The 14,390-nt window shown below is 69.4% G+C and carries 14 protein-coding genes; all 14 read right to left on the reverse strand.

Annotation, left to right across the window (positions count from 1 at the left end; translation table 11 throughout):
- Positions 1 to 21: 21 nt before the first annotated feature.
- The 14 genes from Q7W02_05060 to Q7W02_05125 all read right to left on the reverse strand — a co-directional run bounded on the left by Q7W02_05060 (position 22) and on the right by Q7W02_05125 (position 14,358).
- Complete coding sequence (locus tag Q7W02_05060) at positions 22 to 639, reverse strand: TetR family transcriptional regulator C-terminal domain-containing protein (protein ID MDO8475559.1); 618 nt, start codon at positions 637 to 639, stop codon at positions 22 to 24.
- A 98-nt stretch (positions 640 to 737) separates the two neighbouring features.
- The gene (locus tag Q7W02_05065; protein MDO8475560.1) at positions 738 to 1,460 is read right to left on the reverse strand and encodes a dienelactone hydrolase family protein; all 723 of its coding nucleotides are present in this window, start codon (positions 1,458 to 1,460) and stop codon (positions 738 to 740) included.
- Between the two features lie 13 nt (positions 1,461 to 1,473).
- Positions 1,474 to 2,358 (reverse strand): DUF2889 domain-containing protein, encoded by an 885-nt coding sequence (locus tag Q7W02_05070; protein MDO8475561.1) that lies wholly within the window; start codon positions 2,356 to 2,358, stop codon positions 1,474 to 1,476.
- Entirely contained in the window at positions 2,355 to 4,790 is a 2,436-nt protein-coding gene (locus tag Q7W02_05075) for a heavy metal translocating P-type ATPase (GenBank protein ID MDO8475562.1), read from the reverse strand. Before Q7W02_05075 ends, Q7W02_05070 begins: the two co-directional genes overlap by 4 nt.
- Before the next feature lie 63 nt (positions 4,791 to 4,853).
- Positions 4,854 to 5,135, reverse strand: coding sequence for a metal-sensitive transcriptional regulator (locus Q7W02_05080; GenBank protein ID MDO8475563.1), 282 nt, complete (start codon positions 5,133 to 5,135; stop codon positions 4,854 to 4,856).
- On the reverse strand, positions 5,132 to 5,920 hold the full coding sequence (locus Q7W02_05085; protein ID MDO8475564.1) for an alkaline phytoceramidase: 789 nt from the start codon (positions 5,918 to 5,920) through the stop codon (positions 5,132 to 5,134). Before Q7W02_05085 ends, Q7W02_05080 begins: the two co-directional genes overlap by 4 nt.
- A gap of 82 nt (positions 5,921 to 6,002) precedes the next feature.
- Positions 6,003 to 6,365, reverse strand: a complete 363-nt coding sequence (locus tag Q7W02_05090) for a hypothetical protein (GenBank protein MDO8475565.1) — start codon at positions 6,363 to 6,365, stop codon at positions 6,003 to 6,005.
- On the reverse strand, positions 6,362 to 7,414 hold the full coding sequence (locus Q7W02_05095) for a cobalamin-independent methionine synthase II family protein (protein MDO8475566.1): 1,053 nt from the start codon (positions 7,412 to 7,414) through the stop codon (positions 6,362 to 6,364). The genes Q7W02_05090 and Q7W02_05095 overlap by 4 nt, the downstream gene beginning before the upstream one ends.
- 24 nt (positions 7,415 to 7,438) lie before the next feature.
- Positions 7,439 to 8,971: an Rne/Rng family ribonuclease gene (locus Q7W02_05100; GenBank protein MDO8475567.1), complete on the reverse strand. Its 1,533-nt coding sequence runs from the start codon at positions 8,969 to 8,971 to the stop codon at positions 7,439 to 7,441.
- A 70-nt stretch (positions 8,972 to 9,041) separates the two neighbouring features.
- The gene (gene rodA / locus Q7W02_05105; GenBank protein MDO8475568.1) at positions 9,042 to 10,136 is read right to left on the reverse strand and encodes a rod shape-determining protein RodA; all 1,095 of its coding nucleotides are present in this window, start codon (positions 10,134 to 10,136) and stop codon (positions 9,042 to 9,044) included.
- Positions 10,136 to 11,947: a penicillin-binding protein 2 gene (gene mrdA, locus Q7W02_05110; protein ID MDO8475569.1), complete on the reverse strand. Its 1,812-nt coding sequence runs from the start codon at positions 11,945 to 11,947 to the stop codon at positions 10,136 to 10,138. The genes rodA and mrdA overlap by 1 nt, the downstream gene beginning before the upstream one ends.
- Positions 11,938 to 12,432, reverse strand: a complete 495-nt coding sequence (mreD, locus tag Q7W02_05115; protein ID MDO8475570.1) for a rod shape-determining protein MreD — start codon at positions 12,430 to 12,432, stop codon at positions 11,938 to 11,940. Before mreD ends, mrdA begins: the two co-directional genes overlap by 10 nt.
- 3 nt (positions 12,433 to 12,435) lie before the next feature.
- On the reverse strand, positions 12,436 to 13,275 hold the full coding sequence (gene mreC, locus Q7W02_05120) for a rod shape-determining protein MreC (GenBank protein MDO8475571.1): 840 nt from the start codon (positions 13,273 to 13,275) through the stop codon (positions 12,436 to 12,438).
- 51 nt (positions 13,276 to 13,326) lie between these two features.
- Entirely contained in the window at positions 13,327 to 14,358 is a 1,032-nt protein-coding gene (locus Q7W02_05125) for a rod shape-determining protein (protein MDO8475572.1), read from the reverse strand.
- Positions 14,359 to 14,390 lie beyond the last annotated feature (32 nt).

Here is a 14,390-nt window from a genome sequence, read left to right on the forward strand (position 1 = left end):
TGGGGGCTTAAGACCGGGGGCTCAAGACCGGATGGACAGGGTCAGGTGTCGCTTGAGCTCGTCCACGCATTGCTCCATCACCGTGATGTCCTTTGTCACCTTGCTCATGAGGATGGCGCCCTCAAGGCTGGCCACGAGAAAGTGGGCCGCCCCCTCGGGATTGCAGTCGGCTCTGAGCCGCCCGGACGCCTGACCCTGGCGCAGCGATCGGGCCAGTGTCGCGCGCCACTGGACGAAGATCTCGGCCAGCCGCTGCCTGAAGCCCTCGTGGACGTCGGACAGCTCGGAGGCGAGATTGCCGATGGGGCAGCCTCCGACGCAGTTGCGCTGGCGCAGGTTGTCAAGGACACGGTCGAGGAAGCCGTGGATCTGCGCTACGGGATCGCGATCGGGATCGGCGAAGGCCGGTTCGAGGGTGCGCTCGAGAAAGCCGCGCACCAGCCGGTCGATGAGGGCGTAGCAGAGCTCTTCCTTGCTCTTGAAGTGGTAGTAGAAGTTGCCCTTGCCCACGCCGCTCTCGCGGAGGACATCGTCGAGCGAGGTGCAGTGGTAGCCCTGCAGGTGGATCAGGCGGGCGGCTGCGTCGAGGATCTGATCCCTCGTCGCGGCTCCCTTTGCGCTCTTCGTCTCGGTCAGCATGTGCCCGTCACGCCCCCTTGGACAACGTATTGTACCAAACAGTCGGTACAACTCTATCTTACGAGTGGTTCCGGCGTCAAGATTTAGTATTTATGCTTCTAACTCAGATACTTGCCGAGCCAAGAGCGCATGGTGTCCCAGGCGTTCTGGGCGGCCACCGGGTCATAGGATGCCCGGTCGTTGCAGAAGAAGCCGTGCCCGGCCCCCTTGTAGACCTTCACCTCGGCCGTCTTCTTGAGCCGCTTGAGGGTTTCGTCCACGCGCCTGACCTGGTCCATCGGGATCATTCGGTCCGCTTCGCCAAAGAAGCACAGCACCGGGCACTGGATGCGGTCCGCCAGGTTGATCGGCGCGGCCGGCGTGTCGGCCGCGATGCCGCCGCCGTAAAACGGCACGGCGACCTTGATGGCCGCGGGGTGCCGGCACGCGGTGAGGAAGGCGATGCGGCCGCCGACGCAGAAACCTGTGATCCCGATGCGATCGCCCCGCACGTCGGGCCGGCCCTTCAGGTGCTGGATGACCACGCCCAGCTCGGCCATCAGGACGGCGTCGTCGAACTTCTGGATGTAGCCGATCGCGCGCGGCACGTCCTCGTATGGCACGATCGGGCTGCCGAAGCGGTAGAAGAGATCGGGCGCGATGGCGACGTACCCCTCCCGCGCGATGCGCTCCGCTACGTCCTTGATATGGGCGTTGAGACCGAACGCCTCCATGACGACGATGACGGCGGGATGGGGCCCGGGACCTGCGGGCCGACAGAGGTAGGCCGGCATCAGGCCGTCGGCCGTGGGCAGCGACTCCATCTCGGTGCGAAGATCCATGAGTTCCCCCGCGCTAGAAGCTCAAGAGCTTGAGAAGGTCCGCCGTCAGGTCGTACAGCTGGGCGCAACCACTCTCGCCGCCCAACTGTGTCTGGATGCGCTTGCGCAGCTCCCCGTCCGCCGGCTGGCCCACGAGGGACCCGATCTTGCCTTGGGGCTCCGTGCAGATGCCCTGGTACGGCAGCCGCGAGGTGATGGAGTCTGCCGCGGCCACGGTTCCGGTCTCCAGGTCGATCTCGATATGGAGGTCGAAGCCGTGGACGTTGTCGTGCATCGAGTGGAAGAGGTGCAGCCGCGAGCCCGTCCGCACGAGCCGCATGACTTTCTTCCGCACGAAGATCCGTCGCGCACCGGGAGGCGGGCTGTAGAGATCCGCGACCATCGGCGTCGAGACGACCCGCGTCTCGAGCAGCGCGCGGCCCGCGGCGCTGTAGGTAAAGCAGGAGCCGGGGAGATCGATCCATCCAGTAGTATCGAGGTCCCAGCAGGCGCGCGCGCCACCGGCGAGAAGCCCAGCCGTCGCCTCGCGGGGGAGCTTGGTCGCCTGACGCGCGAGGCGCGCGATCTCGATACCGGCGTCTACGAGGAGCCGCGAGCCCGGCCCCGACCCCGCCAGCTCCGCCAGGCGCCGGCTGAAGCCCGCCACCATCCGCGCGCCGGCGAGCCGCCCGAACCGCTCGGCGGCCGCGGGATCCGCCGCGCCGTCGAGAACCCGCGCCACGGCCTCGCGCACCTCGTAGCGCGGCGAGGGCGTGCACACCGCCGCGAGCTCCACGGCCGCGTCGTCGTCGGTGAGCCGCACGCTATGAGTGAAGGCGTCGTCGTGCGTGTTGTCCACCCAGCCTTCCATGCTCCGCTCGTAGCGGTCGCGCCCGCCGAGGTACGGAGAGGTGATCACTTGGAGAGGTACTTCTCCGGATTGGCGTCGAACTTCTGCTTGCACCCCACGGCGCAGAAGTAGACCATCTGCCCCTTGTAGTTCGATTGGGCGGCGGCCTTCTTCGGGTCGACCTCCATGCTGCACACCGGATCCTTCGCCATGGCGCGTTCTCCCTCCTCGGGCAATGTGGTGTGGAAGCGCTTGAGCCTCAGGCTGTTGGCGACCACCGAGACCGACGACAGCGCCATCGCCAAGCCCGCCAGGATCGGCGAGAGCAGCACGCCCCAGAGCGGGTAGAGCGCCCCGGCGGCCACCGGCACCAGCACGATGTTGTACCCGAAGGCCCAGCCCAGGTTCTCCTTGATGATCCGGATGGTCCGGCGCGACAGCTCCACCGCCGTCACGACCCCATGGAGATTTCCCCTCATCAGCGTGACGTCGGCGGCCTCGATGGCCACGTCCGTGCCCGAGCCCATCGCGATACCGACGTCGGCCTGGGCCAGGGCCGGCGCGTCGTTGATTCCGTCACCGACCATCGCGACCAGCCGGCCTTCCCCTTGCAGCCGCTTGATCTCGGCCGCCTTCTGCTCAGGCAGCACTTCGGCCAGCACGCGGTCGATGCCGGCCTGGCGGGCGATCGCCTCCCCCGTCAGCCGCGTGTCGCCCGTGAGCATGGCGACCTCGATGCCCAGCGCCTGGAGAGCCGCCACCGCCGCGCGAGCGTCGGGCTTGAGGGCATCGGCCACGGCAACGAGGCCGTGGGTCTCTCCGGCGAAAGCGACGTACACGACGCTCTTGCCCTCGGCGGCGAGCCGCCGGGCCACGGGCTCGAGCCCCGCGACGTCGAGACCGCGCGCCTGCATCATGCGCGCGTTGCCCAGCAGGATCCGTCCGTCGGGGGCCACCGCGTCCACGCCCTGGCCGGGGACGGCCTGGAACTCGCTCACCGGCGGCAGCGCGAGCCCGCGCGCCTTGGCCTCGGTGACGATGGCCTCGCCCAGCGGGTGCTCCGACCCCTGCTCGGCGGCAGCCGCCAGCGCCAAGACGCCATCGGCGTCGAAGCCGGGCCCCGGGACGACGTCGGTAACGACCGGCTTCCCGACAGTGAGCGTTCCCGTCTTGTCGAAGACCACAATGCCAACCCGGTGGAGCAGCTCGAGCGCCCCCGCGCTCTTGACGAGCACGCCCAGCTCGGCGCCCTTGCCCGTGCCGACCATGATGGCCGTGGGCGTGGCCAGCCCCATGGCGCAGGGGCAGGCGATGACCAAGACGCCGACGGCGTTGGCCAGCGCGTAAAAGAAGGAGGGCTCCGGACCCCAGGCCCACCACACGCCGAAGGTAAGCGCGGCGATGACGAGGACCACCGGCACGAAGACGCTCGCGACGCGGTCGGCCAGCCGCTGGATCGGCGCCTTGGATCCCTGCGCCTCCTCGACCAACCGTATGATCTGGGCGAGCACCGTCTCGCTTCCAACGCGCGTGGCCCGGAAGGTGAACGCGCCGGTCCGGTTGACCGAGCCCCCGACGACCGCGGTCCCCGGCCTCTTCTCGACAGGAAGGCTCTCACCGGTGAGCATGGACTCGTCCACTGTCGAGGCGCCCTCGACCACCTGGCCGTCCACCGCGACGCGCTCGCCGGGCCTCACTCGGAGCAGGTCCCCGACCAACACGAGGCCGATGGGCACGTCCTCTTCCTTGCCGGCCCGCACAACGCGGGCCGTCTTGGGCCGGAGCGCGATCAAGCGTCGGATGGCTTCGGAGGTGCCACCCCGCGCGCGCGCCTCGAACCAGCGCCCGAGGACGAGAAAGGTCATGAGCAGCGCCGAGGCCTCGTAGTACGGCATGGCGCCCGTGGTCGCGAACACGTTGGGCCAAAGCGTGACCGCCACGCTGAAGAAGTACGCGGCGTTGGTGCCGATGGACACCAGGGTGTTCATGCTGGCCGAGCGATGTCGCAGCTCCGCGAGGAATCCCGCGTGGAACTGCCAGCCCACCCAGAACTGCACCGGCGTCGTCAGAGCCCAGAGCAGGAACGGGTCGCGCAGCCAGTGAGGCGCCCAGGAAAATACCTCGTGCATACTCCCGAGCAGCACCGGGACCGACAGCGCGGCGCCCGCTACGAACTTGAGTCGCAGGCGCCGGTTCTCCCGCGCGCGTTCGGCCTGTTCGCGATCGGCGGCCTCGGGTGTCGCCGCGATGTCGGCGGGCACGGTGTAGCCCGCCGCATCCACAGCCCGGCGAAGCGCGTCAAGCGAGGGGCCGCCGGCGCCCAGGCGGACAGTGGCGCGCTCGGTGGCCAGGTTCACCGCTGCCGTCTTCACGCCCGGCACGCCCAGCAGCGCCCGCTCGACCTTGCCAACGCAGGCCGCGCAGTGCATCCCCTTCACGGGAAAGTCGAGCCGCGCTTCCTCTCCCATCGTCCTCGCGGGCATCTCGGTGGGCATTGTCATGGCCGGACCTCTATCCTACAGCCTTGGCATCCTACCGCCTTGGCATCCTACCGCCGTGGCATCCTACCGCCCCGAAAACCGGGAGAACACCTCGAGCAGCTCGTCCACCTTCTTCTGGCGGTCGCGCGTGCTGCCCGAGCGTATGGCGTCGGCGACGCAGGACTCGATGTGGCGCCCGAGAAGGAGCCGCTGCACCTGCTCCACGGCGCCCTCCACGGCCGTCAGCTGGAGCAGGATGTCGACGCAGTACTTCTCCTCTTCCACCATGCGCTGGATGCCCTGCACCTGCCCCTCGATGCGCCGCAGCCGGCCGAGGGCCTTGACCTTGGTCTCGTCGTCAATCACGTCCGCTCCTCCGCGGCCGCCGGGCGCCTGGCGTCGAGACCCCGCAGCAGCCACCAGGCCGCGAGAGCCGCCGTCAGGTGCTTGAGCGTGTGGCCGCTCAGCAAGTGTCCCATCGAAAACATCGGGCCGTCCAGAACCTCGAAGAGCTTCGCGGCGCCGTAGATGGCGATGACACCGACGAGGTAGCCGCCGTGCGTGTAGCGCGCAGGGAAGAGCCACAGCGCCAGGGGTATCAGCGCCGCCGGAGCGAATTGCACCAGGGCGTAGGGCCGCAGGTCGCCCGCGCCGTGGAGCTCGCCCGCGTACCAGTATGCGACGCTGCCCGCTCCAGCCAGGAGAAGCACCGGCAGCAGCGCGATCCCGGCGGTCACGCTCACGCGCTCGGCCACGACCGCGGCCAGGAGAGCCATGAAGCCGATCGTCATGGGCAGCCGGTCCCACACGAGCCGCGCGTTGTCAGGCGCCCAGTGGTAGTACGCCGAGCCCACGCCGGTGAGCGCGACACCCGCGAAGAACAGCGCGTACGGCCAGCGCTCGCGGGACTCGACGAACGGGGCGGCCGCGCCGACAGGGGCCATCAGGACCTGCCGGAGCCCCAAGAGCCCAACGACCAGGAAAGGCAGGTTGGAGAGCACCGCCCACCCGTTGGGGGCGCCCCCGAGGGGGCGCGTGTCGGCAAATCGGTGATAGGCGGGATCCTGCGGGATGGGCGGCACGACACATGCGGCCGTCACCGCCGCGGCAGTGATGCCCAGCAGCACTCCTATCCGCGCCCCCCGTGTCATGGCATATACCCTACAGGGGTACTCTACCATGGGTCAAGGCGGGGGGTCGCAGCGGCGCGCCCGGGGGATGCCCGGCGCCGCTTCAGGCCGGCAGGTCGGGAAAGAGCGACGGCTGCGCCGGCCCCGCGGCGGGGCGCCGGCGGCTCCCCGACTTGGCGACCTTGCCGGCACGAGCCGGCGCCTTGGCGGGGGGGCGCTCCCGCTTCGGCCGCGCCCAACCCTTCTGGTGGGCGATCTTGTCTCCCTGCTTGATCAGCAGGAGGTCGACCAGGCGCGCCAGCGGGTTGGCGAGGAGATCGAGGTACTTGTCCCAGTATCGCGGCGTGTAGGCCAGCGTCTTCATCTGCTCAGCCGCGAGCATGAGGGCCCCGCGGTCACCCTTTCGGGCCGCCAGCCGGAGCTGTTCGACAATGCGCGCCCGACTGATGCGGGACGGGCGGGTCACGCGACGCCCAGCTCGCGGCGGATCATGCGCGCCGCCACCACCATCGAGCGGAGCTTGGAGACCCCGACCCAGCGCGGCGTCTCCCACAGCCCGCAGTCAGGCACGAGCCAGAGACGTGCTGCGGGGATGTGCTTGAGCGCCAAGCGCACGCGGTCGGCGACCTCCTCCGGCGTCTCCACCCGGAAGGCCTTCACGTCAATCACGCCCACGGCGACTTCCTTGTCGGTGGGGAACTCGCTCCAAAGCTCGATCTCGCTCATCTCCCTGTTCGCGTACTCGAAGACGAACTGGCTGACCCGCGCGTCGAGCAGCCGGGGATACAGCGGCCGGTACTGCCGTGGTGACGCGAACGAGTTGTTGTGCGCGTTCCCAAAGCACACGTGCAGGGCTGTCTTGACGGTGATCCCTTCGAGCGCCGCGTTGAGCGCCGACACCATGGGCCCGGCCTCGCCTTTCAGGATGCGATGCTTGCCGGCGGTCATGACGTAGTTCGGCTCGTCCACCTGGATGAAGTCACAGCCCGCGGCCACGAGGGCCTTCATCTCGGCGTTGACGAGCGCGATGAGGTCGGCGATCAGGCTGTCCTCGGAGGCGTACGGCCCGCCGCGACGGAGCGGGATGAGCAGCGTGATCGGCCCGGGCACGGCCACACGCATCGGCCGGTCCGCATGCGGGCGCGCGAAGCGGAACTCATCGACGATGCCGAGCCCCTCGGGCGCGGTAATCCTGTCCACGACCTCGTACGGGCAATGGCTGTCGTAGTTGGGAGCGCCCAGTCGCCGCGGGACCGGCAGCGGTCGGATGCCGGCCAGCCGGTCGTAGAAGCCGCGGATGAAGGTCACGCGGCGCATCTCGCCGTCGGAGATCACGTCCACGCCCGCCTCGACCTGGTCCCGGATGGCGAGGCGGACGGCGTCGTTGTAGGCCTCCTGGAGGTCCATCGGTCCCAGGCGGTCCGCGGCGGCCGCCTCCCGCACGAGGTGGAGCCAGGACGGCAGCCCGTGGCTGCCGCACACGGTGGTCGGGATCAGCGGCATGGGGTCGGTCACGGCTCTCCTCCCGCGCGGCCCGCGCTAGCGGAACAAGAGGTCGTACTGCTCGCGATGGTACGAGGGCATGCTCTGGACGGCGACTTTGCGCGCGACCAGGCCCTGAAGTCGCTCGAGGCCGTCGCGCTCCTCGGCCTCGATGTGGTACGCGATCTCCGGGTGGGCGCGGATGACCACCTCGTGGCCGCCTCCCTCCCGAGCGCCCGCCTGGACCTTCCGGAAGATCTCGGCGGTGAGCGTCAGGTCGGACTTGACGGTGCCCGCGCCCTTGCACGTCGGGCACGCCGATGTCAGCAGGGATAGGAGCCCCTGGCGCACGCGTTTGCGCGTCATCTCGACTACTCCGAGCTCGGAGATCTCGAGGACGTTGGTGCGGGCCTTGTCGTCGGCGAGCGCCTTCATCAGGGCCTTGAAGACCTGGTCGCGGTGCTCCGCGCGCTCCATGTCGATGAAGTCGATGATGATAATACCGCCCAGGTCGCGCAGGCGGATCTGCCGGATGACCTCGGTGGCGGCTTCGAGGTTGATCTTCAGCACCGTCTCCTCGAAGTCGCGCTTGCCGACGTACTTGCCCGAGTTGACGTCGATCGCGACGAGCGCCTCGGTGTGGTCGATGACGATGTAGCCGCCGGACTTGAGCCACACGCGGCGCCGGAGCGCCTTGTCGATCTCCTTCTCGATGCCGGTCGACTCGAACACCGGCTGCGGCGCCTCGTACAGCTTGACGCGGGAGGCGAGCTGCGGCACCAGCGACTCGGCGAAGTGGAGGCACTTCTCGTAGGCAGCGGGGGTGTCGACGAGGAACTCCTCGATGTCCGGGGAGAAGAGGTCGCGAACGACGCGGAAGGTCAGGTCCATCTCCGCGTGCAGGAGCGACGGCGCGGGCGCCGACTCGAAGCGGCTCTGCACCTGGCCCCACAGCCGCGTCAGGAACTGGATGTCGGCGATCAGCTCCTCGGCCGGCTTGCCTTCGGCGACCGTGCGGACGATGAACCCGCCGGGCGGCGGGGGCAGGCCCTTGACGATCCCCCGCAGGCGGTCGCGCTCGGCGTCGTCCTGGATGCGGCGCGAGACGCCGACATGACCGCTCTGCGGCATATAGACGATGTAGCGGCCGGGGATGGAAACGAAAGAAGTGATCCGGGCGCCCTTCGTGCCCAGCGATTCCTTTGAGACCTGGACGAGCACCTCCTGGCCCTTGCGCAGGACCTCCTCGATGGGCGCCACGGCGTCACGCCGGTGCTCGGGCTCGCCCTCGCCCTCGCCGTCGTCGAGATCGACCGCGTCCTCATCGGCGTCGGGTGCAATGGCGCCGGGATCCTCGCCGCGGTCCGCCGTGTAGTCGCCGGCGTAGAGGAAGGCGTCCTTCTGGAGGCCGATGTCCACGAACGCGGCCTGCATGCCGGGCAGGACGTTGGTGACCACGCCCTTGTAGATGTTGCCGACGATGGAGCGGCGTCCGGCGCGCTCCACGTACAGCTCGACGAGCTGCGTTCCATCCTGCACGGCGAGACGGGTTTCCGTCACGCCGGCATTGACGACGATACGCTTTCCCACGGCAGCAATCCCCAGTTCGGAGGCGTGAGCCCCCGGTGCACGACAGGAGGCCCGCCAGAGGCGGGCCCGGTTACTGGAACTGCCGCATTCGAACCGAGAGGAGGAGCCCCAGCGCCATGAACGACACGACCATGGACGACCCGCCGTAGCTCATGAGCGGGAGCGGGATGCCCACGACGGGCAACAGCCCCGTTACCATGCCCAGGTTGATGAGCGTTTGGGCGGCGAAAAGGGCCGTGACGCCCAGGGCGATGATGCGCCCCCGGGCCTCCCGCGTGCCGACGGCGATCTCGAAGCCCCGCACGATCAGGACCCCGTACGCCAGGATCAGCACCAGACAGCCGACGAACCCCCACGTCTCGGCGAATACGGCAAAAATGAAATCCGTGTGGCGCTCCGGAAGAAAGGCCAGCCGGCTCTGCGTCGCACCGCTGATGCCCTTGCCCAGGAGTTGGCCGGAACCAATGGCGATTTTCGCCTGAATCACATTGTACGCCGTCCCGAGCGGATCCCGGAACGGATCGAGGTACACGAAGAGCCGGTCCCGCTGGTACGGCTTCAGCGCGAGCCAGCCGAGCGGCATGAGGGCGACGCCCGCCGCCACCAGCGCGCCCAGGATGCGCAGGCGCACGCCGACGCCGATCAGCACGGCTCCCAGCACCGGCAGCAGCACCAGCGCCGTCCCGAGGTCCGGCTGGCGGACCACGAGCGCGAAGGGGACCGCGACGAGGACGATGATCCAACCGAATGTTCCCCGCGGGGTCTGCTGGGGCGCGCGGCGCCAGGTCAGCGCCCAGGCGAGCGTCAAGATGAAGATCAGCTTGAAGAGTTCGGAGGGCTGGAACGTGAGCGGTCCGAGGTGGATCCAGCGCCGCGCGCCCGAGACCGTGCGCCCGAGCACGACCACCGTCACGAGCAAGCCCAGGCCGAGGAGGTACAGAGCCGGCGCGGCCCTGACGAGGCTCCGGTAGTCGAACGTCACGACCGCGAAGAGGGCCATTGCGCCCACGCCCACCCACATGAGCTGCCGCCAGGCGAGCCCGGGGCCCCCGCGGCCGAGCCCGAGGCTCGACAGGGACACGACGCCCAGGAGGATGATCGCGAACGCGGCGCCCAACAGCGGCCAGTCCACGTTCTTCAGGAGCCGGCGGTCCACCCGCAGCATCAGCCGTCCCCGCCGATCTGAACCATCGCGACCTTCTCGAGGAAGATCGCCTGGTAGATCTGCCGCGCGATGGGCGCCGCCACCTGGCCGCCTTTGCCGCCGCGCTCGACCAGGACGACCACGACGACTTCGGGGTCGTGCGCGGGCGCAAAGGAGGCGAACCAGGCGTGGTCTTGCCCCTTGGAGCTGTCGCTCTTGGCCACGCTCTGTGCCGTGCCGGTCTTGCCCGCGACCTCCACACCGGGGATGCGCGCGGCGGCTCCCGTGCCGCCTTCGTTGACCACGCCGGACAGCGCGTCGCGCAGAAACGCCCACACCACCGGCGAGAGGTCCACGCGCCCGGTCATCTTGCTGGAGGACGAGTAGGCGAGCGTGCCGTCCACGCGCTCCACGCGCTGGACGAGGCGAGGCCGCCAGAGGACGCCGCCATTGGCTACGGCGGACATCATGCGCGCCACCTGCATCGGCGTCACGAGCAGCTGCCCCTGGCCGATGGACATGTTGACGGTGTCGCCCGACTGCCAGCCGCGGCCGTCGCCGCGTCGCCGGCCGTCGAGGAACGGGACCAGCCCGGGCTTCTCGCCGCCCAGGTCCACGCCCGTGTTTGATCCGAGCCCGAAGGCCCGGGCGTAGCGGGCGATGGCCTCGGGCCCGACCTTGAGCCCCGCCTGGTAGAAGAAGATGTTGCAGGAGCGGACGAGCGCCGAGCGCGTGTCCACCCACCCGTGGCCGCCTGGCTTCCAGTCCTTGAAGGTCCACCGCCCCAGGTGGAACTCGCCGTTGCAGTAGATCCGGTCCATGGGCGTCAGCGAGCCCTCCTGCAGCCCCGTCGCCGCAACGATGACCTTGAAGAGTGAGCCGGGCGCGTACTGGCCCTGGAGCGCGCGGTTCATGAGCGGCGTCAGCGGGTCGCGGACGACCTTGAGCCAGTCTTCCTTCTCGACGTTCCCAGTGAGGCGGTCGAGCGCGAACGCGGGGCTCGATGTCATGGCGAGGACATCGCCGTTGCGCGGATCCATGACGACCACGGCGCCCGAGCGCCCCGCCATGGCCCGCTCCGCCGCCTCCTGGATCCGCCGGTCCACCGTGGTGATGACCTGGGCGCCCGGGTCGGGCTCCTCCCGCCGCATGACCTGCACGGGGCGGCCGAGGGCATCCACCTCGATGCGCTCGCCGCCGTCGCGGCCGCGGAGGTACTCATCGAGCAGGCGCTCGAGCCCGCTCTGGCCGATCATGTCGCCGCGGCGGTAGCGCCCCTGCTTCATCTGCTCGTCGCTCACCTCCCTGACGTAGCCGAGGAGGTGCGCGGCGAACGTGCTCGTGGGGTAGACGCGCTGGGGCTCGACCTCGACAACGACACCGGGCAGCTCGAGCTTGCGCTCCTCGACCTTGGTGACTTCCTCGAGGGTGAGCCCGCGCCGCACGCGCACGGGGCGGAAGGAGTCGGGCGGGACGCGATCGAGCGCCTCCTCGAGCTCGCGCATGGGAAACTTGAGCAGCACCGACAGCCTCGCCAGGACCGTGTCGCGGTCATCCATCTCCCGCGGGATGAGCGACAGGGTGAAGGCGGGACGGTTGTCGACGAGGGCCAGACCGTTCCGGTCAAAGAGGATGCCGCGCGGGGCCGCGACGGGACGGACCCGGATGCGGTTCCTCTCAGACAGCTCCTGGAGCTTGCCGCCCTCGAGCACCTGGAGGTACCAGAGCTGGCCCAGCAGCCCGACGAAGGCGACGGCGACCGCGGCGGACAGCGAGAGGACGCGACGCCGCCACGCCTCCCGACGCGCCGTGGACTCGCCGGTTAGATCCACGTGTGCCTGCCGCGCAGCATGTGCGCCAGCTCGACAGCGAGCACGCAGGCCGCGCCGAGGAAACCGTTGTAGAGGGCCTGCGGCAGGATCACGCGGACGAGGAGCTCGCCGATCGAGGCCGGGAAGTGGAAGAGCTGCAGCAGTCCGAACCGCACGAGTCCTTCGGCGACGGTCAGGAGCACGAGGCCGGGGATCTGCACCAGCGGGTGGCCGACCCAGAGCCTTCCGGGCAAGAGGCCCATCGCGAAACCCGCCAGCGCGCGGGAGAGCGCCTGCACGCCCAGGAGACCGCCGCCCGTCGCGTCCTGGAGGAGCCCGGCCGCGAACCCGACGAGGCAGCCCGCCTCGGGCCCGCGGCGAAGCGCGATGAGCGCGGTCAGGATGAACGGCAGGTCCGGGGTGACACCACCCACGCTCCACGACGGCACGACGCTCGACTGGGCGAGGCTGCCGCCGAAAGCCATCAGCAGGAGGGAGAGGCGCATCCCTCAGCCGTCCGGGGTGAAGAGGCCGGCGACGTCCTGCGCCGGCTGGCCCGTGAGCAGCAGCACTTCCTCGACCCTTGCTGCGTCCACCGCCGGCGCCAGCACCGCGAAGTGGAAGAGCGCCGAGCCCTTGTCCTCAATCGCGGTCACGCGCCCGACCGGGATCCCCTTCGGGAAGAGCGTGCCCAGGCCCGAGGTGACGATGAGATCGCCCGGGGCGACCCCGGCGCCGTCGCGCGCCATGAACTTGAAGCGGACACCGCCGCCCGGCTCACCCTCGACGAGGCCGGGCGTGCGGGTGCGCTGGACGACGGCGCCGACGGTCGAGGTCGGATCGTTGAGAAGCTGGACGATCGAGGCGCCGGATCTCACCTGGGCCACCCGACCGACCAGGCCCTCGGAGACGATGACCGGCATCTGCTGCGCAACACCGTCGGCGCGGCCGCGGTTGACCGTCAGCGACCGCGCCCAGCCGCCGGCCTCGCGGCCGATGATCTCGCCGGTCAGGGTTGCCAGCGGCATCCGATCGCGCAGCGCGAGCAGCCGGCGCAGCCGGTGGTTCTCCTGGTCGGTTTCGCGAACCTGCAGCGACTGGACGCGCAAGCGCTCGTTGTCGGCGCGCAGGGCCATATTCTCGCTTCGCACGGTCTTCCAATCCGTGAAGGTGAGCCAGGCGCTGAGGGCGCCGCGGTGGGCGTTGGCGAGCAGGCTCTGGACCGGGGTAATCGCCAGCGCGACGAGGTCGGCGGCCCGCGTCGGTCCCCCGCCCCGCGTCTGGACCGTCAGCAGGAACAGGGACGTCAGCAGCACCGCGAGGAGCAGCGCGTATCTGCGAAATCTCACCGACACCACCTGCGTCAACGATCTCCCGACCAGCCGCACGCGGCGAGCGGGCTAGGCGGGGATCGCGACCTTCTTGAGGAGCTCCAACTCGTCGAGGACCTTGCCGGTGCCGAGCGCGACGCACGATAGCGGGTCGTCGGCGACGGTGATCGGCAGGTCCGTTTCCTGTCGCAGCAGGAGGTCGAGGCCGCGCAGGAGCGCCCCTCCCCCCGTGAGCACGATGCCTTTGTCCACGATGTCGGCGGCGAGCTCGGGCGGCGTCCGCTCGAGGCAGGTGCGCACCGTGTCCACGATCGACATGACGGGCTCCCGGAGCGCCTCGCGAATTTCCTCGTCGGTGACGACGATGGTCTTCGGGATGCCGTCGATAAGGTCGCGGCCCTTGACCTCCATGGTGACGCGCTCGCCCGCCATCGGGTAGGCCGACCCCAGCTTGATCTTGATCTCCTCCGCGCGGCGCTCGCCGACGAGGAGGTTGTAGTGCTTCCTGATGTACTGCACGATCGCTTCGTCCATCTCGTCTCCGGCGATACGCACGGATTTCGAAATCACGATGCCGGACAGCGAGATGACGGCGACTTCTGTCGTGCCGCCGCCCATGTCCACGATCATGTTGCCGCCGGGCTCCTGGATCGGCAGCCCCGCGCCGATCGCCGCGGCCATCGGCTCCTCGATCAGGTAGACCTCGCGCGCCCCCGCCTGCATCGCCGAATCCCGGACCGCGCGCTTCTCGACCTGCGTGATGCCCGACGGCACGCCGATGACGATGCGCGGGTGCACGAGCGTGCGCCGCCGGTGCACCTTGCTGATGAAATAGTGGAGCATCTTCTCCGTCACGTCGAAGTCGGCGATGACACCGTCCTTGAGCGGGCGGATGGCCAGGATGTTGCCGGGCGTGCGCCCCATCATCGCCTTGGCCTCGTGCCCCACCGCGAGCACCGAGTGATCCGCCTGGTGGATGGCGACGATCGAGGGCTCGTTCATGACGATGCCCTCGCCGCGGACATACACGAGGGTGTTCGCCGTGCCCAGGTCGATGGCGAGGTCGTTGGAGAAGAGACCGGCGAGGAAACTCAGCAGCATGGCGGTGCGCTCCCATCTAGTAGCAACAGGCT

Source organism: Candidatus Rokuibacteriota bacterium (genome assembly GCA_030647435.1).
Classification (GTDB): Bacteria; Methylomirabilota; Methylomirabilia; order Rokubacteriales; family CSP1-6; genus AR37.

What these genes read in the sequence shown, in the direction of transcription:
- Q7W02_05060 (MDO8475559.1), bottom strand. Translation starts at nt 639, where the DNA reads ATGCTGACCGAGACGAAGAGCGCAAAGGGAGCCGCGACGAGGGATCAG.
- Q7W02_05065 (MDO8475560.1), bottom strand. Translation starts at nt 1,460, where the DNA reads ATGGATCTTCGCACCGAGATGGAGTCGCTGCCCACGGCCGACGGCCTG.
- Q7W02_05075 (MDO8475562.1), bottom strand. Translation starts at nt 4,790, where the DNA reads ATGACAATGCCCACCGAGATGCCCGCGAGGACGATGGGAGAGGAAGCG.
- Q7W02_05085 (MDO8475564.1), bottom strand. Translation starts at nt 5,920, where the DNA reads ATGACACGGGGGGCGCGGATAGGAGTGCTGCTGGGCATCACTGCCGCG.
- rodA (MDO8475568.1), bottom strand. Translation starts at nt 10,136, where the DNA reads ATGCTGCGGGTGGACCGCCGGCTCCTGAAGAACGTGGACTGGCCGCTG.
- mreD (MDO8475570.1), bottom strand. Translation starts at nt 12,432, where the DNA reads ATGCGCCTCTCCCTCCTGCTGATGGCTTTCGGCGGCAGCCTCGCCCAG.
- Q7W02_05125 (MDO8475572.1), bottom strand. Translation starts at nt 14,358, where the DNA reads ATGCTGCTGAGTTTCCTCGCCGGTCTCTTCTCCAACGACCTCGCCATC.